16 protein-coding genes are annotated in these 18,545 nt (G+C 48.2%); 9 read left to right on the forward strand and 7 right to left on the reverse strand.

Annotated elements, in window-relative coordinates:
- Nucleotides 1-305: 305 nt before the first annotated feature.
- The gene (locus tag NDI52_RS14920; protein WP_190775482.1) at nt 306-1,181 is read left to right on the forward strand and encodes a prohibitin family protein; all 876 of its coding nucleotides are present in this window, start codon (nt 306-308) and stop codon (nt 1,179-1,181) included.
- Here the strand turns inward: NDI52_RS14920 and NDI52_RS14925 are convergent.
- The gene (locus NDI52_RS14925) at nt 1,142-2,107 is read right to left on the reverse strand and encodes a LysR family transcriptional regulator (RefSeq protein ID WP_190775483.1); all 966 of its coding nucleotides are present in this window, start codon (nt 2,105-2,107) and stop codon (nt 1,142-1,144) included. The genes NDI52_RS14920 and NDI52_RS14925 overlap by 40 nt on opposite strands.
- 1,325 nt (nt 2,108-3,432) lie before the next feature.
- Here NDI52_RS14925 and NDI52_RS14930 point away from each other — a divergent pair.
- The 6 genes from NDI52_RS14930 to NDI52_RS14955 all read left to right on the forward strand — a co-directional run bounded on the left by NDI52_RS14930 (nt 3,433) and on the right by NDI52_RS14955 (nt 8,475).
- Nucleotides 3,433-4,944 (forward strand): APC family permease, encoded by a 1,512-nt coding sequence (locus tag NDI52_RS14930; RefSeq protein WP_190775484.1) that lies wholly within the window; start codon nt 3,433-3,435, stop codon nt 4,942-4,944.
- 11 nt (nt 4,945-4,955) lie between these two features.
- Nucleotides 4,956-5,681 (forward strand): cadmium resistance transporter, encoded by a 726-nt coding sequence (locus tag NDI52_RS14935; RefSeq protein ID WP_190775485.1) that lies wholly within the window; start codon nt 4,956-4,958, stop codon nt 5,679-5,681.
- Between the two features lie 29 nt (nt 5,682-5,710).
- The gene (locus NDI52_RS14940; RefSeq protein WP_190775486.1) at nt 5,711-6,367 is read left to right on the forward strand and encodes a cadmium resistance transporter; all 657 of its coding nucleotides are present in this window, start codon (nt 5,711-5,713) and stop codon (nt 6,365-6,367) included.
- A 33-nt stretch (nt 6,368-6,400) separates the two neighbouring features.
- Entirely contained in the window at nt 6,401-7,015 is a 615-nt protein-coding gene (locus tag NDI52_RS14945) for a hypothetical protein (protein ID WP_190775487.1), read from the forward strand.
- A 132-nt stretch (nt 7,016-7,147) separates the two neighbouring features.
- Complete coding sequence (locus NDI52_RS14950) at nt 7,148-7,981, forward strand: sulfite exporter TauE/SafE family protein (protein ID WP_190775497.1); 834 nt, start codon at nt 7,148-7,150, stop codon at nt 7,979-7,981.
- Between the two features lie 2 nt (nt 7,982-7,983).
- Nucleotides 7,984-8,475, forward strand: coding sequence for a DUF1634 domain-containing protein (locus NDI52_RS14955; RefSeq protein ID WP_190775488.1), 492 nt, complete (start codon nt 7,984-7,986; stop codon nt 8,473-8,475).
- Between the two features lie 36 nt (nt 8,476-8,511).
- Here NDI52_RS14955 and NDI52_RS14960 read toward each other — a convergent pair whose 3' ends face one another.
- The 5 genes from NDI52_RS14960 to NDI52_RS14980 all read right to left on the reverse strand — a co-directional run bounded on the left by NDI52_RS14960 (nt 8,512) and on the right by NDI52_RS14980 (nt 14,710).
- The gene (locus NDI52_RS14960; protein ID WP_190775489.1) at nt 8,512-10,455 is read right to left on the reverse strand and encodes an amino acid transporter; all 1,944 of its coding nucleotides are present in this window, start codon (nt 10,453-10,455) and stop codon (nt 8,512-8,514) included.
- Between the two features lie 561 nt (nt 10,456-11,016).
- Nucleotides 11,017-11,718 carry a phosphatase PAP2 family protein gene (locus NDI52_RS14965; RefSeq protein ID WP_190775490.1) on the reverse strand — a complete coding sequence of 234 codons (702 nt, stop codon included), beginning with the start codon at nt 11,716-11,718 and terminating at the stop codon, nt 11,017-11,019.
- Nucleotides 11,715-12,509 (reverse strand): sulfite exporter TauE/SafE family protein, encoded by a 795-nt coding sequence (locus tag NDI52_RS14970; protein WP_190775491.1) that lies wholly within the window; start codon nt 12,507-12,509, stop codon nt 11,715-11,717. Before NDI52_RS14970 ends, NDI52_RS14965 begins: the two co-directional genes overlap by 4 nt.
- 120 nt (nt 12,510-12,629) lie before the next feature.
- The gene (locus NDI52_RS14975; RefSeq protein WP_242035634.1) at nt 12,630-13,109 is read right to left on the reverse strand and encodes a hypothetical protein; all 480 of its coding nucleotides are present in this window, start codon (nt 13,107-13,109) and stop codon (nt 12,630-12,632) included.
- 689 nt (nt 13,110-13,798) lie between these two features.
- Nucleotides 13,799-14,710 carry a TauD/TfdA family dioxygenase gene (locus NDI52_RS14980; protein ID WP_190775492.1) on the reverse strand — a complete coding sequence of 304 codons (912 nt, stop codon included), beginning with the start codon at nt 14,708-14,710 and terminating at the stop codon, nt 13,799-13,801.
- Between the two features lie 712 nt (nt 14,711-15,422).
- Between NDI52_RS14980 and NDI52_RS14985 the strand changes: the two genes are divergently transcribed.
- Complete coding sequence (locus NDI52_RS14985) at nt 15,423-16,025, forward strand: Crp/Fnr family transcriptional regulator (RefSeq protein WP_190775493.1); 603 nt, start codon at nt 15,423-15,425, stop codon at nt 16,023-16,025.
- Between the two features lie 153 nt (nt 16,026-16,178).
- Entirely contained in the window at nt 16,179-16,985 is an 807-nt protein-coding gene (locus tag NDI52_RS14990) for a PhnD/SsuA/transferrin family substrate-binding protein (RefSeq protein WP_199307638.1), read from the forward strand.
- 252 nt (nt 16,986-17,237) lie between these two features.
- On the opposite strand, the gene NDI52_RS14995 is transcribed toward NDI52_RS14990, so the two are convergent.
- Complete coding sequence (locus tag NDI52_RS14995; protein WP_190773833.1) at nt 17,238-18,518, reverse strand: tetratricopeptide repeat protein; 1,281 nt, start codon at nt 18,516-18,518, stop codon at nt 17,238-17,240.
- Nucleotides 18,519-18,545: the final 27 nt, after the last annotated feature.

Genomic DNA, 18,545 nt, shown 5'->3' on the forward strand with positions numbered 1-18,545 from the left:
AAGGATAGTCTGCTAGACCCGCCCCTACAGTTCATGATGGCGCTCGATCCTAAACGGATCCTACCAAAAGGAGAACTGCTGCGATTACAACCAGCGGTTCTCGTTATGAGCTTCAAAGCCAAGATTGCGCGCCCGTCGGGCGCGCAATCTTGGCTTTGAAACCCGAAAACCGCTTGCCGAAGGCAAGCGGTTTTCGGGCCTAATTCCATACTGAGAATTGCTGGATTACAACATCCATGCATGGGAACACAGGTGCTTGTGCGTTATGATGCAGGGTTATATGGAAACCCGCGTTCTTAGCAAGTATGGTTCTGGAAACGCCAGATCAAATCACCCAACGCAACATTAGTTCTCGTTCAAAACGTGATTTTAATGCTGCCAGAAATATTTTTTTTACATTACTAGCGCTGCTGTTTCTCTCTAGCTTTTTTGTCATCGTCAGTGCCGGAGAACGTGGCGTTTGGATGCGATTCGGGAAGGTGCAGGAGCCGGTTCTTGATGAAGGTATCCATGTCATCATCCCACTCGTAGATACGGTGCAGAAGCTTAGCGTGCGGGTGCAAAGCCAGGAGATCTCTGCAGAAGCATCCTCTAAAGATTTGCAGGAGGTCTACACCGATGTTGCCCTGAACTGGCATATCAACCCGCCGCAGGCGAACCGGGTATTTCAAGAGGTGGGGGATGAGCAGGCGATCGTGTTGCGCATCATCAATCCGGCTGTTGAGGAAGTGCTGAAAGCCGTGATGGCAAAATACACCGCAGAAGAAATCATTACCCGGCGCGGAGAAGTGAAATCTGGAGTGGATGAATTGCTCACAACCCGCTTAAAACCCTATTACATAGACGTAGATGATATTTCCCTTGTCCATGTTCATTTTACGAACCGCTTTAGTGATGCCGTTGAAGCCAAACAAATTGCTGAGCAGGATGCAAAACGCGCGGAATTTGTCGCTCTGAAAGCATCCAAAGAAGCAGAAGCCAAGGTCAATTTAGCGCGGGGCGAAGCCGAAGCCCAGCGTTTGCTCAAAGAAACCCTCACTTCCGAATTACTACAAAAGCAGGCCATCGACAAGTGGAATGGCAGCCTCCCTCTGGTGATGGGCAATGACACCAACAAAGTGTTAGACATCAACGCGCTACTTCAGCAAGCCGCAGATGTGTCCGGTTCTCCCCGGCGTTGATGGTTGTCCCGTAGCAGAAGTTCTTGGAAGGCGATCGCCGCCCGGCTCTGAAACCGTTCCCGATGCCACACCATCAGTACGGGTTGGATAATATCCAGCACGCGATTACCGCGCTCGGCTGGTAGATGCAACACCTTAATAGCTCGCAACGTACCCAGTTTCAGTTCCTTTTGCAGCATCAACTCAGACACAGCAGCAGCACCCAGGCCTCCCTCTACGACAGATTTCACCATCTCACTGCTGTTCAAGATGAGTTCTACCTGAAGTTTAGAAGGTTCAATGCCCAGGTGTCTGAGCATGTCCTCAAATACCTGCTGCACACCAGAACCCGACTCCCGCATCACCCAGGAAGTTTCGCGCAACTCATCAACAACAATGGTGCCGCGTTTGTACCAGGGGTGAGAACGGCCTACGACAATCTGGATGCGATCGCTCCCTACCTCATCCTGCTTGAGCGTGCTTTGTAGCGACGCTTTGACACTACCCGTTACCAGGCCCAGGTCAAACCTCCCTGACACAGTACCCTCACCAATCTCCTCGGCATTCCCCAAAGTACATGTCACTGCAATACCAGGATGTTTTTGCTTAAACTGGCTAATCCAATTGGGTAGCCAGTAATTGCCAATGGTCAAGCTGGAGCCTAAGCGCACTTCTCCTCGCTTCAGGTTGTTTAGTTCCCGTAGACCCCGCTCCGTCAAAATCACTTGATCCAGGATCTTTTGGGCCTCCAGTTCCAGAAACTTCCCAGCTTCGGTAATTTCAATATGCCGACCAATACGGTGAAAGAGCTTGACTCCATACTCTTTCTCCAGAGTATTGATAGCTGCACTCACCGCTGGCTGTGTAATATAAAGCTCTTCCGCCGCACGGGTAAAGTGACGATGTTTAACCACCGCCAAAAAAATTCGGAGTTGTTCAAGGGTCATTCGTTACGGTTCCACGACGCTTAAGCCTTTCGAGTAAGGCTCCTTAACCACTGGGATAAATGTGATGAGGACCGCTATAGGTGTTGTATACGTACAACATCTATGCCAAATCTTTGCCAAACCAAGCTCAGCAAAAAACCGCCATAGCTGTACACATCTTTGTGGTTCAACCCGGAGCGACTCAGGGCCAAGGTTTGATCCTCTTTCACCGGATGAACATAATTTTGCTCATCCCATTAACGCTGGAACTTCATTGAGGAGATTATAGACGGACATTCAGTCTCTTGCAAAACTTAAATTTGAATTACAGCAATTCTCATTTTGAAATTAGGCCCGAAAACCGCGCGCCTTTGGCGCGCGGTTTTCGGGCATCAAAGCCAAGAGTTCACGCCCTACGGGCGTGAACTCTTGGCTTTGATGCCCATACTGAGAATTGCTGTTTGAATTACACTATACTTGCTCTACAGAAAAGATTATTTTCTCGTGTGTTTCACCTACGAGAAAATAATCTTTTCTGTAGCTACCAACATTAAAATTAGGCACAAGAGATAAATATAGAGCTCTGCTACACACCCATTTCTTGTATCTATCAACTCGAAAAAATGTTGTAATGAATTTCAAGTTTTTTGGCAAACCCTTTAAACATTTAAGTTAATTTCTATAGGGTATCCATAAAACAATCTGTGCTTCTTTTTGTAGGAGTGGTGGTCTCACTGCTACTCCCACAAAAAGAAGCACAGATTATTGAATAAACGATTCCTATGGAGCTAAATTCAAACAGCAATTGCTGCGGTTGTAGAACTCAGGAAGTAATTTTTCTACTTCCTGAAAGCTAAGAATTAACGTCATACAGAATGAATAAGGGTATGAAATAGAACTTTAGATTATAGTTTTACATTCTGTTTCATCCTCCTATTCCTTAACACCAAAGTAGTTTTCTTGGAAAGACATAGAAAAGCCATTTTTCAGACTCTACAACTACAATTTAATAGCGCTTTAACTTTGTCATTAAAAAAACACATTTAATAATACAGTTTTCCGGTGGGAGAATGCGGAAATCTCAGAAGCCTTGCTGGTGCGCCTTTGATAATTTCCTCATGACTTGAAAAGCTCATTAAATTTTGGTTTCTAAGGCTTGAATAAATTCAATTTATCATCTCGACAAGAAAGAGTATTTGATTCTATCGGTATGTCTCCATAGATTGAAATTGTGCTCTTTGCAAAATCCTTGCCGAGCAACTAACCCGCGTGCTTTGGGGCGGCCTATTTAAGGCGGTAAAGCCATTCGCGCTCCGCACGACGTTCCATTAACTGAGATTTGCCTGATGTCTAGTGATTTACCGATAACAGCAACTCGCAGTGCCCATGGCTTAAAACCAGAATGCCTTCCCTTTGGTGAAGTTTTGGCGCAATCGTTTGCAGTGATTGCACCCACCACAATTCCCGCCTCTAACATCGGCCTGGTTGTGGCTCTGGCGGGCAATGGCACCTGGCTTAGCTTTTTAATAGGGCTAGTGGGATTGCTGTTTGTCAGCATTAATATCAATCAATTTGCTAGCCGTTCGGCTTCGCCAGGTTCTCTCTACTCCTATATTGCCAAAGGGTTGGGACCAACCGCCGGAGTGATGTGCGGCTGGAGTTTGGTCCTGGCCTATTTATTTACGGGAATGTCAGTGCTCTGCGGCTTTGCCAATTTCAGTGATGTGTTGCTGAGCTACCTGGGAATCCACTTAGCTCCCATTACCTGGCTCACCATTGGCGCTGTTATTGCCTGGTACGCCGCCTACAAAGATGTGCAGCTTTCAGCCATAGCCATGCTATGGATGGAAGGCCTATCCATTGCACTCATTCTAGGACTGGGCTTTCTGATTTGGGCACACACCGGGTTTGCCCTGGATTGGTCCCAGTTGGCATTACATGACGTAACACCCGGTGGGATCGCTATGGGATTGGTACTCGTGCTCTTTGCCTTTTCAGGCTTTGAAAGCCCAACTTCCTTGGGAGATGAAGCAAAGGATCCATTGCGAACCATTCCTCGAGCCGTCATGGGCAGTGCCATTATGGCCGGGTTGTTCTTCATGTCGACTGCCTATATCGAAGTTCTCGGATTTCATAAGGCCGGTGTGGATATTGCTACAACTGAGGAACCTTTAGGCTTCTTGGCACACCACATCGGCCTGGGTTTCCTGGGCGATTTAGTCACCATCAGTGCCTTGTTCAGCTTCTTTGCCTGTGTCCTGGGAAGCATTAATCCAGCAGCTCGGATCTGTTTTACGATGGCACGCCACGGGTTGTTTCCCTCCATGTTAGGGGAATCCCATACCTTTAATCGCACACCTCATGTAGCCGTTACAGTTTGTTCCGTGCTGATGTTTTTGGTACCTGCGGTGTTGGCAATGGCTCATGTGCCCTTGTTTGCCACTATGGGATATTTGGGAGCGATCGCCAGCTACGGCTTCCTCACCGTTTATGTCTTGATCTCGATTGCAGCTCCAGTTTATCTACTGCGGTTGAACGTGTTGCGATCGCGCGATGTCCTATTTTCAGTGTTGGGGATTGCCTTCATGGGATTGCCCATTTTGGGAAGCATTGGCATTCCCGGTAGCCGCCTATTCCCCGTTCCAGAAGCCCCCTACAACTTATTCCCTTACCTGTTTCTGAGCTATCTCGCAGTGACCTGTGGATGGTTCATGATCCAACGGATCCGTTACCCACGGCTGGTGGGTATAATCGCAAGCCGCATTGACGAGATCCACGAGCGATTTGCCTTTGAGGCGGTAACCGTACCCTCCGTTATGGGCGAATCCACCTCTTTTCCAACACCGCACGATGATTGAGAAGTGAAACGATGCCTGACTTACTAAAAGCCATCTCAACAGGTTTTACAGCCTTTACGGCTACGAATCTAGACGACATCTTAATCCTGCTTCTGTTTTTCTCCCAGGTAAACAGTCTGTTTCGGCGGCGACACATCGTTGCTGGGCAGTATCTCGGCTTCGCGGCTCTGGTTGCCATCAGCCTTCCCGGTTTTTTTGGTAGCATGCTGCTGCCACGTCCCTGGATTGGCATGTTAGGCATCGTCCCTATCGCGATTGGGGCCAGCCGTCTGATATGCGCTGACGTTGAGGAAGACGAGGAAGACATTTTTCCCACCACCCAAAACTCGTGGATGGGCAGCCTGCTCTCACCCCAGTCCTACAGCGTTGCAGCCGTGACCTTTGCTAATGGTGGAGACAACATTGGCATTTATGTTCCACTCTTTGCCAGTAGCCAGGGAGCTAGCCTCATGGTAATTCTGGCAGTCTTCTTCACTCTGGTAGGTGTATGGTGTTTCACCGCCTATCGGTTAACCCAAGTGCCTGCGATCGCCGAGTCTCTCACCTATTACGGTAATCAGCTCGTCCCCTTCGTCCTCATTGGCTTGGGCATCCTCATTCTGCTTGATAGCCACACCCTGGAAAATCGCGGCTTAGCAGTACTAACCCTGGTTATTAGCGGGTTCTGCATTTTGCACCTGTTTCGCAGTGCAGGACGAACTCTGGCGCTTTCAGTACCCAAAGTCAAGGAAAATTAAGGAGATGTTATGACGCGTTAGATTTAATCATGGGCTGGATTGCTCAAGCTATCATCACCGCTGCCGCTGCATTTGTTGCCACAAATATCGATGACATTCTAATTTTGATGTTGTTTTTCGCGCAGGCTAATACAACCTTTCGCCCCCATCACATCGTCATCGGCCAATATCTCGGATTTGTGGCACTCATCCTGGCAAGCCTCCCCGGATTCTTCGGTGGGATGTTAATTTCTCAGGAATGGATCGGACTGTTGGGAATTCTCCCCATCATCATTGGCACCAAGCAGTTGCTGAGCTCTGAGGACGATGAGGCAGATGTACAGGGAGTGGCCTGTGAGCTAGAACCGGCCCTTATCAAACGCTCATTTCTAGGGAGATTAGTCAACCTCATTGACCCCCAGACCTACGGTGTCGCCGCTGTCACCGTAGCCAATGGAGGAGACAACATTGGCATTTATGTTCCACTCTTCGCCAGTTCAAATCTGGTGACTCTAGGCATAACCCTGAGCGTGTTTTTTGCATTAATTGCCGTGTGGTGTGGAATTGCTTATCGCCTAGCCCGTTTTCCAGCGATCGCCCATGTACTTACCCGTTATAGCCATTGGCTCGTTCCCTTCATACTCATTGGTCTGGGCTTGTATATTTTGATTGAAAACCAGACCTATCGGCTATTCGGTTTTGCATAGTTATTCTGTTCTGTTGTAGTGAAGGAAACTGTGATGAAAGTTCTCAAAGTTTTACTGATTGCCCTTCTCTGTTTCGTCAACTTACTGGTAGTGCGTCCGGCCCTCGCCGATCGCCCTCCTCTGACGGAAAATCCAGACTACGTTGAGATCACCAACGCCCTCACCAATCTGCTCCAGGCCAAGGAAACGAATACCCTTCCCAAAGGCATAACCCTGGCAGATGCAGATCAAAAAATTACTACCTTGCAATACCAGAAATACATCATGGAAACCGGCAAAGATACCATTTGCCGGAATGATACGACCCAACCCGTTGCCGTCTACGGCACTCCTGGCAAGAAATCCACCTCCCAATTTGAGCAGGTTCTCTATCTCCTGCCCGCAGGCGAAGAAACGGATGATGATTGGGCTTGCAGTGGCCTGTACGTGCCTAACGATGCCAAAGTGGATGGTTTAGATGCAGGCCGTGCTGCCGCCGTCAAAGTCCTCAGTGGTACTCAGCTGGTTTTAAACGAAAATCCTGATACGGGCGTCATTGAACTGAATGTTCCCCCGGCTGGTGTTTTCAAGGCTGGTGATGTGAATTGGGAAATTCCCGATCTGGCACAGGCTGATTTGGCTACGATTCCTGCAGCACCGTTAGATTAAAAACGAAGCCACCGGGTGTCTGCAAGACACCCGGTGGCTAAAACCGTCTACAGACTGTTAAAGAGTGTTGTCAAACATACCCATTTCGGCAATCCTCCAAGAAAATTAGATTTATTACCCAGGAGTTGGCATCTGAACGTTCTAGAGTTCTCTTTATTAGTATGGGTGGGGTCGTTCCTGGCAGGGTTTCTGGGAGCCCTCACCGGATTGGGGGGCGGCGTGGTAATCGTGCCATTGTTGACCTCTGTATTTGGGGTAGATATTCGCTATGCCATAGGTGCATCCTTGGTTTCCGTCATTGCCACCTCCTGTGGAGCTGCAGCAACTTACATTCGGCAAGGGTATACCAACTTGCGGTTGGGCATGTTTCTGGAAGTCGCAACAACCATCGGCGCGATCGTTGGGGCCATGCTAGCCACGATGATATCCGTTAAGCTCTTGACCCTGGTGTTAGCGATCGTGCTGCTGTACTCTGCTTATCTGGCCCAACAGTCGCGTGAGGAAGCGATCGCGGATCAGGCTGCGGATCCCCTCACTGATGAGTTGCAGCTTAGTAGTACCTATCCAACGCCAGATGGGCAAATGGCTTATCAAGTGTATTCTGTTCCTCTGGGCTTCAGTCTCATGTCTGTGGCAGGGGTACTATCGGGGCTGCTGGGTATCGGCTCCGGTGCGCTCAAAGTTTTGGCCATGGATCAGGTCATGCGGCTCCCCTTCAAGGTATCGACGACCACCAGTAGCTTCACCATTGGGGTCACCGCTGCCGTATCTGCTGGAGTTTACCTGTCTCGGGGCTATATTGATCCGGGTCTTGCAATGCCCGTCATGCTAGGGGTATTTCCGGGAGCCCTGTTGGGAGCGAAAGTATTGATGGGGACGAAGGTAAGTGTATTGCGGGTCGTCTTTAGTGTTGTTTTGGTTGTGATGTCCTTCAAGATGGTTTATAACGCGTTCGGAGGAGTGTGACGATGAATCCCCCCCTAGATCAAGTTCAGAGCATTTCCGTAGCACTCAAGCCTTCCTCCTCCGACGTGATTGCGGACCTGTCAGTAAGCTGTCAGGATTACCCAGCCGTACCAGTGGAAGGGCGATCGCGCGACCAAAAATTGGGGTTGTGGATTAGTAACCTATTGCGCTATGGCGTATGGCTCGCCAGTATTACTGTCTTCCTGGGTGGCATTCTCTACTTAATCCGCCATGGAATGGAACCCGTTGATTATCAAATTTTTCATGGTGAACCTGCAGCATTTTGCAACCCTTCCGGCATTGTAGACGCCGTTTTATCCGGTCGGGGACGAGGGATGATTCAGTTTGGGTTACTCATTCTAATCGCGACCCCTGTTCTTCGCGTTGTCTTGTCACTGCTATTTTTTATCTCAAAGCGCGACTTCAAATATCTTCTGATCACGTCTCTAGTGATGAGTGGCCTCATCTATAGCTTATTAGGGGCATATATTTAGGCAACGTTTTGAATAGCGTTTAACATGGCACAATTGTTAGCCTCCAACATGAATTGCAGGTCGCAATTCAGGATCGGGTTCAGCTTTTCGCAGCACTTCGCGGGTCACAACCGCAATATCTCCTTCTCCAAACAAAATGAAGCGCAACAAGTATTGAATGGGATTGCCTTCTACCCAACCAAAATAGGCATGAGGCAATTGACCAGTTTGGTCGCGAGCATAGAGGAGAATGGCGGCGATCGCATTGGGAACCGAAGCACTCTCAGCTCGCAAAATACGATATTCTCCAACCGTAACACCCCTAACCCGGATAACCTCTGCAAAATCGGATGCGTCAGCAATCTGAATTTCTAGAAATAGAACAGGCTCTGTGGCTGGAATATGATTGTCTTCCCGTACTTCCTTCTCCTTAAAGGAATATTCATCCTCATCCCCAGCATTCAGGCGATTAGCAATCAACCGTATTGTGTTTTGGCTTGCTTCGGCAATAAAGCAGCGAGCCGTTTCATCCATATCGACCTGTTCCACCCGCAACTCGGTTGATCGCCATACCCGTGAAACCAGAGAGGTAACAACAATCGTTCCAATGAAAAAGCCCGCAATTCTAATCCCTTCAGGTCGCTCAATAATATTGGTAATCGTTGTATAAACAAAAACTAAGGTAATTGCACTATAAGTCAAGGCCGCTCGTCGTGCATTCTGGCGACGAGATGATAACGTTACCGCTAATGCCGCAGAAGTCATGAGTACCAATACTCCTGTAGCGTAAGCTCCTCCCTGTGCTTCTACGTTTGCCTTGAAAAGGATGGTGACAACAAAAGCAATAGTAGTGTAGACCAAAACGAGCGGTCGCGTTGCTCGTGTCCAGTTTGGTGCCATGCCATATCGAGGTAAGTAGCGGGGCACAATGTTTAACAATCCCGCCATCGCAGAAGCGCCTGCAAACCATAGAATGGCGATCGTGCTCAAGTCATAGATTGTACCAAAAGCGCTTCCCAGGTAATGGTGGGCAATATAGGCTAGAGCACGACCACTGGCCTCACCACCTGTTTTAAATTCTGCGGGTGGAATCAGTAGTGTAGTCACCAGGCTACTGCTCAGCAGGAAAAAACTCATAATGAGTGCCGCTGTAGTCAGTAACTTTCGAGTATTGCGGATACGTCCTGTTGGGTATTCCTCCGTATCACTGCCGCTTCCTCTAACCAACGGCATCACGACAACCCCCGTTTCGAAACCCGACAAGCCAAGAGCCAGTTTTGGAAATAGCAGAACAGCTATCCCTATCATGGTTAACGGATTACTATGGCTGGTCAGCAGAGCATGCTGCCAGTCTGTAATGACAGCAGGTTGTGACAGGATGTGGGACACACCCACCCCGATTGTGATGAGATTGAGCAATAAGTACACACCGACCAGGAAAACGGCCAAGCCGATCGCCTCCTGAAATCCTTTGAGAAATACAGCTCCCAGTAAGGTAATGAGAACGAGGGTGATGGCGATCGCCTGCCCCTCCAGAAAGCTTGGTGCCAGAGGATTTTCAAGAATATGAGCGGTAGCATCCGCGGCTGAAAGCGTCATGGTAATAATGAAATCTGTCGCAACAAACCCCAATAAACACAGGACAAAAAACTTCCCTTGCCACCAGGGAAGGAGATGCTCCAGCATGGCAATTGAACCTTCCCCACGAGGACTTTGAGCCGCGATCTGCCGATAGATCGGGAGTGCGCCAAATAGGGTCAAGAGCACCAGAATTAAAGTCGCTAGTGGGGAAAGAGAACCTGCCGCCAGGGCTGCAATACCAGGCTGATAGCCCAATGTTGAAAAATAATCAACCCCTGTCAGGCACATGACCTGCCACCAAATATGAGTTGGATGTGAATGCTCTTTGGGGTAGGGGCCTTCCTTGGTATGCCTATCTTCCTCAAACAACCAACGCATCAATTTACGGTAGTTACTATTTGAGTTGATCGTGCGACCCATACCCCTACTCCTCATTGAGAGAGCTTATAGCTAGAACACAGCTCTATTACTGTAAATGGTCTAATCAGTAAGTGGGCGAAATTAAGCATAAAATCTCCAAAAGCTGTGCCGCCTGCAAAACAGGTGGCACAGCCTTTGAGGATTTTATGCTTAATTGAGTTGATCTACTTATCGCTTTTGACAGCTAATATCAAATCTCCAAGAACCCGGTTGAAAGGCTAATCTTTGAGCCAGAAAAACGTTTTACAACGAGATGAGACGGTTGTATTTATTTAGCTCTGTTCTTTTTATTAGTTTAGACGTATTTCTTAAGTGTGCACAAAGTAATTTCAGTGTCAGGATATTTTACATAATCACAGCAGTTCTCATTATGAGCTTCAAAGCCAAGATTGCGCGCCCGACGGGTGCGCAATCTTGGCTTTGAAGCCCAAAAGCCGCTTGCCTTCGGTAAGCGGCTTTTGGACCTGATTCCATACTGAGAATTGCTGACATTATCAAAAGCATCTACGTGCTAGGCAAAAAATGTCATGCTTCATCCAATACAGCCATTAACATCCCTAATTAATGATGGGGTGCCTCCCCCTTGACTTTAGAAGGAGACAGCATCGGTTTTACCAGCACACTAATACCGATCGCCCATGCCAGAGCCAGCATCCAACCCGCCACAATATCGCTGGGGTAATGCACCCCAAGGTAAACCCGAGTCCACGCAATCGTCACTACGTAAACCACCCCTAAAATGATGACCAACGGGTTCCAACGAGTCTTCCAGGTCAAAATTGTCAGAGCTGTGACCAGAAGAAAGCTCGTCATAGCATGGCCGCTAGGAAAAGAAAAATCAGAGGGTATCGGATAGCTTCCTTCCCAGAGACTCGGGCGGGCACGTCGCCATATCGTTTTGGCAACCACATTCAAAGCACCTCCGCCTCCCAAGGTCATGACGAGGTAGATGAGCGATCGCCACCGCTTCTGCACCACCAAGATAGGCACCAGGGTTAGGGTAAACGGTGCAACAATTTTTGCCGATCCCAAATGAGTGAGCCATGAAGCCGCCCGATCTAGACTTGCATCAGCGGATTGATGGATAGCCGTAATCAATGTCACATCCCAGGATAATCCACCTTCAAGACCCCATATTTTAAGGGCCAGTACCGCGAAGATTTGCAGCGGAATGTAGACTCCCAAAATCAGGTAGAGGAGCGATCGCCCGTTCGCCTGAAACCAGAGCTTGAGAAATTTGGAGAAACTTGTCAAACGAGTCATGCGGTATGGGCCAGTTTCCAACTCACCATTACTAAAATGACGTAAATCGCAAATCGTAACACCCTCTGAGGAGCGATTTGGCATAGCTTTGCTCCTAAAAGCACACCGGGGATAGAGCCAACCCAAATCGGAATGACAATGTTCCAATCCACAGTACCCAGAGTCAGATGCCCCAGAGAGGTCACGCTCAGCAAGATAGCGGCCTGGGTCAAATCGGTACCGACCAACTTCTGAGCATTCAACTGGAACAGGGCAATCAGCACGAGGGCAAACATGGAACCCGATGAAACACTGGTCATGCCCACAATACAGCCGAGGATGGCTCCAATGAAGATAGCGATCACCCGACCCTTACCAGTCTGCAAATCTAGCTTGGGTAAAGTGGGGAGCCGTAGAGACGGAGCTATCATCTTCAGAATTAACTGCACCAGGGCCACCAGAGTAATCATTAAAATGGCGAAGCCAAGTAAGCGCAGTAAAATCGCATCCAGATTAAAGCCTGACTGCCGTAACCTATGCAACAGCCCAACCCCTATCAAAGAACCAGGTACACTCCCAAAAGCCAACCATTTAACCGAGGGGATATCCAGAGTCTGCTGCCGCCAGTGCTTGATGCCTCCAACCACCTTCATTAAGGTTGCAGCTACCACGTCAGAGCTAATGGCAACAGAGGGCGGTACCTGAAACACCAGAATTAGCATGGGTGTAATGAGAGAGGCTCCGCCAATACCGGTCAGCCCAACCACGATACCAACGATAAAACTGAGTGAGGAAAGGAGCAGATAGTTCATGGGGTGGGAAGGGTGAACGGTTGATGACCAACTCCTACTAACGCGATATTCAACGGCTTACAGGAATTGGCACATTACGAAGAGAAAGCTAGAGGCACAAACAAGAAGTAGAGATAGAAGTTATCGATCGCCCCAAAACGGTAGCCATGCCTTTAGATCCAACCCGCCATTCTCAAAAGCGAACTGTGGGGTTTCCAAAATGTGGAAGTGGATGAGGCCCAAAATAAAAAGGGTGTAGACCGTCGAAGAGGCTACACCCGTCAGCAATTCCTTCTTAAAATTGCGTTCTTTTGCCTCCCCTTGCACCACATCGATAAGGCCCATTTGCATTAATAGGATGCCTAAAACATTGGAGAGCCAGTAGCCTGCGATCGCCGCTGGCAAGAATAGATGAGGGAAAAAGATGCTCACTAAGCAACCCACTCCATAAGCGACCGGCAGATTGAAAAAAATGTCATTCCACCAGGAGAGGGGCGAAAGCAAATACCCTACCACAAAGAAGAAGCTACCCCGCAAGCGTTTTAGCAGGGAAGGATAACCGACGCTAAGGGAATTAGGCTCAGTTGAGCCTAATTTACCAATTTTGGGCAACTCATTCATTAAATCTACGACAACTCGACGTATTTACCGGATTTTATCATTCCAGGCATCAAAATAGAGCAGATATAGATTTGCATTGCTTTAAATTTTATGCAAAATTGCATTGTAAATCATTTGAAATTTGCATCAAAAGCAAGAAATCTTACGATGGAGTCTAGACTTTGTCCGCAAGTCTCAGTTCGTTGTCGGAGCGATCGCTCTTTCGGTCAACAACTCTAAACATCCGGAGGGGGAGGTATAAGCTTTACTCACATCTCCCTCTCTTGAAGTGAGGCGGAGTTTAACATAGAGGTTCTTTTCCAAATCCCAGGAGCAGTAGATCACAAACGGGTGCTTTGAGCGCTTTGCAGCTTAAAGCACCCAAAACCCAAAGAAGAGGCGTGTGAAGCGTGCCTTTTTGTTGGATTTTGAGAGAATTTGCGATCTACTGAGGATAGATGTTTGTTGTAAGAGGGGAACTGAGCACCCTTCTTACAACAAACACCTACACACCCAAAACAGCACTCATGTGTTTTAGGAGGTTTCTGCATAAGAATCTACCCAGGATGTTGGTGCTTTGCCCGCTTCGCGGGCAAAGCACCAACATCCTGGGGGTAATTTCATTGTTGGAAACCTCCTTAGAACTTTTTAGAGAAGTTGATGTTCCGTACGCTTTGCCCACGGAACATCAATATCCAGGACAAGGTGAATTATGTTGCAACAGATGGAGTATAAGCCGCAGAGTTGCCTTTGATAGCATGGCTACGCTTGCCATCAATGCCAAACGGAACGTCGCCTGCAATGGTCACCCGTTGTACCCGCCGCAATTGCCCGTCATAATCATAGGTAGCATAATGCTGCGTCGAGCGGTTATCCCAGAAAGCTACATCCCCCAGTTGCCAATGCCAGCGCACTGTATTTTCAGGGCGCGTCACATAGCTTTGAAACATCCGAAGCAGGTCTGCTGATTCACTACTTGAGAAACCCTGAATTTTCTGGGCAAACCCACCAATAAACAGGCCACGCTCACCCGACTCTGGATGCACCCGCACGACCGGATGAAGGGTTTCATAAAGGGTTGAAATAAATGTTTTGTGATACTCGCTGGCTTCTGCTTCTGAGAGCGTACTGGCAGTCTCTATATAGTCGTAGTCATTGGTATGAACAGCCCAAAGTTGATCGGCCAGTGCCCGTAGGGGAGCAGGCAAATCTTGATAAGCGGCAACAGTATTCGCCCACAAGGTATCGCCTCCGGTAGACGGAAGCTCAAGGGTACGCAAGATAGAACCTAGGGGCGGCCGATCCACAAAGGTCACGTCTGTATGCCAATTGTTGGCGCGGGTTGCGGTACGCCCATAGTCAAGGTCAAGGATCTCGGGTTGATCCGTAACCGTGGGCAGAGTGGGATGGCCTTTCGTCAATTCACCAAATCGACGAGCAAAGGCAATTTGCCCTGGCCCATCTAGGGTTTGGTTACGAAAGAAAATCACCTTGTAACGGACCAGAGCCTCACGAATTTCAGCAATGACTTCATCACTAAGGTTAGCGCTCAGATTCAGCCCTAAAATTTCGGCTCCGATACGACCGGTCAATTGCTTAGTATCGAAGGATGAAAAGCTCATAAGTACACAGCCTCCAAAGGAAAAAGCTAGCCAAACTCTGGCTAAACTGATTAACCAAATGTTTTGGTTAACTAGCGGGTCTGGCTCATTAAGGCAATAGGTTGCAGCCGAAGAAACGAGTACCCAATACTTCCACTTCTGAAAAAAGTTGCTTTACCCCGTATATCACTGCTTCGCCATGAGCCTCACCATTCCAGGCAGTTCTACTCCACCAGATTTCTATAACCAGACAACTTTCTAGCCAGTTTGAGAATGGTGAGTAGCGTAAGCGGCGAGCTAGATTGCCATCGTTAATACGCGCTTGCGCATAAAAGTATGGCTGGAGCAAGAGATGTCATTTAGGTTTTTACTGAGCATCCTAGAAAGTTTACAGCTATCAGAAGAAACCTGGAAAAACCTGAATCCCCTATAAGTCGATTGACTTTCAGTATTTAGAGGATTCCTGTGCAAATTATCACACTGATTTAAGAAAAGCAAGAAATAGTTTTACGACCATTTTAGAAAAACCAGAGATCCAAGTCTTTTACGCCAGGCCTATTTAGCTAAACGTATTGTTTTTGCGCACAAAGTGCGCCAGGCCGCTTATTTACGATCATCTTAATTTCAGTTGCATTGCAATTCAATTTGAATACAATCTTGATTGAACTTTGTTTTGTTATATGCCATCATAGGCAGAAATAGGCTTACCCCAACCAGATATAGGCTAACCAGAATGAGCGCATTGACTGAAACACAAGCCAACCCAATCCTTTCGTTGCCCGTCGCTGCGCCAAGCAAGATGTTCTCTAGCCGAACATCGTTGCCCCTTAAGAAGGATCTGTACTGGTTGATCAAGTCAGGTGTCGTTCGGTCTATCTGTTATTTAGAGGATGGCAGCGTTGTTACCCTGGGTATTTGGGGCGCGGGTGACGTAGTCGGTGAGCCACTCTCGATGGCGCAACCGTTGATTATCGAAACAATCTCCAGCGTTCAGGTAGAACCCATTACTGCAACAGAATGGCAACCTCCAGCAGATGTACTGCTGAGTTATTGGCAGCAAACTGAAGCATTGCTACTCATTCGTGCCAATCGACGGGCTGATGCAGTGCTACAAGGAGTTTTGAAGTGGTTGGCCTGTCGCTTTGGTCAGCAAATCGAGCGGGGTTGCTTGATCAATGTGCGGTTGACCCATCAAGATTTAGCCGACCTCTGCGGCTTGACCCGGGTTACGGTTACCCGCCTACTAGGGCGCTTTGAAGAGGAAGGTTTGATTTACCGTTTATCCCGTCAGTTAGTATTAGCGCAAGAGTCGAAGCACTGGCACTACGAGATTTAAGAATTTCATCGGATGCTTGTGCAGGAGCGGTTCTAAAGACCCTCTCCTGCACATTCTTGTGTGTAATACTCGAATCTTTGATTTCACATGCCTAACTGACCTTTAAAGCAGACCCTAGCGGTACAGAAGTTTGTGATGCATGAATGTAAACAAATGCGGCTCGTTTCCTACCTGGCTCCAAATCTATTCTGGTTCTATAAGGCTGTCAGCGATGCTTTGCAGCGTAGCTTGAGGGTGGATGTACACATTGCCCAGGGGGAGTTTGATCCGTTAGATGATCCCGATTTGGAGAGCGATCGCTACGACCTTCTCTTCATTTGTGGCCTGCCTCTGATGCGCTTTGGGCAAACTGCCCCCCATCAACTAAAACCTCTGGTTGCCCCTGTGATGCAAGCAGAACGGTATGAGAACAATCCAATTTATTTTTCCGATGTGGTTGTGCGAGCCGACTGTGCATTGCACACATGGGAAGATCTGGCAGGAACTACTTTCTGCTACAACGATTTAGGATCGAACAGTGGTTATAACTTGATGCGTTATGAGTTACTAAAACAGGGGCAGGTGCAGGGCTTTTTCCGGCAGGTAATACAGTCCGGTTCTCATGGGCGATCGCTTCAATGGATTGTTGAAGGAAAAGCAGATTGTGCAGCCATTGATAGTACCGTTCTGGAACAAGCCATTCAAGATAAACCCGAACTTGCAAAACAATTGCGTGTGATTACCTCCCTTGGCCCTTCACCAATGCCACCGATCGCCGTTTCACAAAGGCTTGGGGAGCAAGTCATCCAAGCTATTCAAACAGTTCTTTTAGAACCCGATGTCATTCTCCGAGAACAGATAGAGCAAGCTAAAATTCAACGCTTTGTGCCCGTAGATTCGAATTTCTATAAGCCAATTTTGGAAATATACACAACCGCACATGAAATGGAAAGTTACCTGATTCAATCATCAGTATCTTGAAAGCATTAGTTCGGACAGTTTTTGTGAAACCCTTGATTTTGCGTGCGCTTCACGCACGCAAAATCAAGGGTTTCACAAAAACTGTCCAGAATATTGTTGAAAGGTGAAACCAAATTAATTCACAACAGATACACGCTATCAGCAGATGAGCTACGCCACCCACGATATGAGCGGCGTAGCCTTTTGGATTTTATGTTTCATTGAGTTGAGCGACTAACCATTGCAGTGATCAGCCGATGAGAACGATCGCCTTCATCGCTTCGCTGCAATTAAATGATTGGATACTTGAATTCTTGGATTACCGCTATTTTGCTGCATTAAAGCATGTTGGTAAAGCTGCTGGAAAAGAAGCCGTTGGGTATGACTGCCACCCAATTGATAGAGGTGGGGTAGTACGGGTTGAAGATAGGCGATCGCTCGTCCCCAATTACGCTTAGCGTAAAACAGAATTCCTTGAGCGGCAGGAAGGGCCAGGGTAAGCCAGAGATGTTTATGCGCTGGATTAAGGGTTTGAGCATAGCGTGCCATATCTTGCACCATTGTTTCTGCCAGAGCAAGTTCATTTCCCCGAGCCAGACCATAAACGTAATGCAAATCTTGAAATGGCAATGCATGCTCCGAGACACGGGCGCGGAGATGCTGTGCCAGGGCATCCCAGCGATCGCCCACATCTGCTCCAAGCAATTCCAGCCGCAACAGGAGGGAAACAGCACCTACCTGATCTTTCGGTGAATGTTGACGCGCACCACCCCAAACATGCTGGTCGTAAAGTTTTAGAACAGTTTGAGCATCACCCTGAGCTAGATAAAACAGGGCAACATGCCACCAATTATGGGTGTACAGCATCGAGTTGCAATGCTTCCAACTCTCCGCCACAGACTCCATCCAGGCAGCACCCTCGGAGTGGCGACCCTGGGCTTCGAGTACATGAGCGACGGCGTGGTGGGCCCAGGGATTCTGAGCGTGTAGTTGGGTTGCAAACCGCCCCATGGCTTCTGCCTGTTCCATCTGGTGGCATTGCTCTAAACCAAAGGCGATCATTCCGTAAAGATAGGGCAGTAACGGCTGGGTTTCGTAAAAGGGTAACGCTGCTTCAGCAATGCGCAGGAGGCGATCGCTATCTCCCTGATAAAAGTAGTGATACTGCCCCTGTTGCACTGACAACAAATCTTGGGGGAAAGCCTGGGCCAGGGCTTCATGGTAGGCGATCGCCTGCTCAATATTACCGTTCGACCAGGCCGTAATTGCTCCAATAAACAATTGCTCCCGTCGGGAAAGTTTGTGTAAATGACGCTGAGCCTGCCGGATATGGAGAATGGCCTGCACCCGATCCAGATGATTCTCCTGGCTGAGGTAGTAAGCGGCTGCATAGGCATGCGCGATCGCACACTGCGGATCAGCCTCAATGCCTTTAAGGATAACCGTTTCTGCGTCACGGCCATACTGAAGCGATTGCTCGATGTATGCATTGACAGCGGCGATCGCTTCAGGAGAATCCGTTGAGACTGGAAGTCCCTGAATATCATTCAGCATGTCTTTATTCCATGTGTTTACGACGAT

The sequence above is a fragment of the Leptolyngbya sp. PL-A3 genome, assembly GCF_039962325.1.
In the GTDB taxonomy this organism is placed as follows: Bacteria; Cyanobacteriota; Cyanobacteriia; order Elainellales; family Elainellaceae; genus Vacuolonema.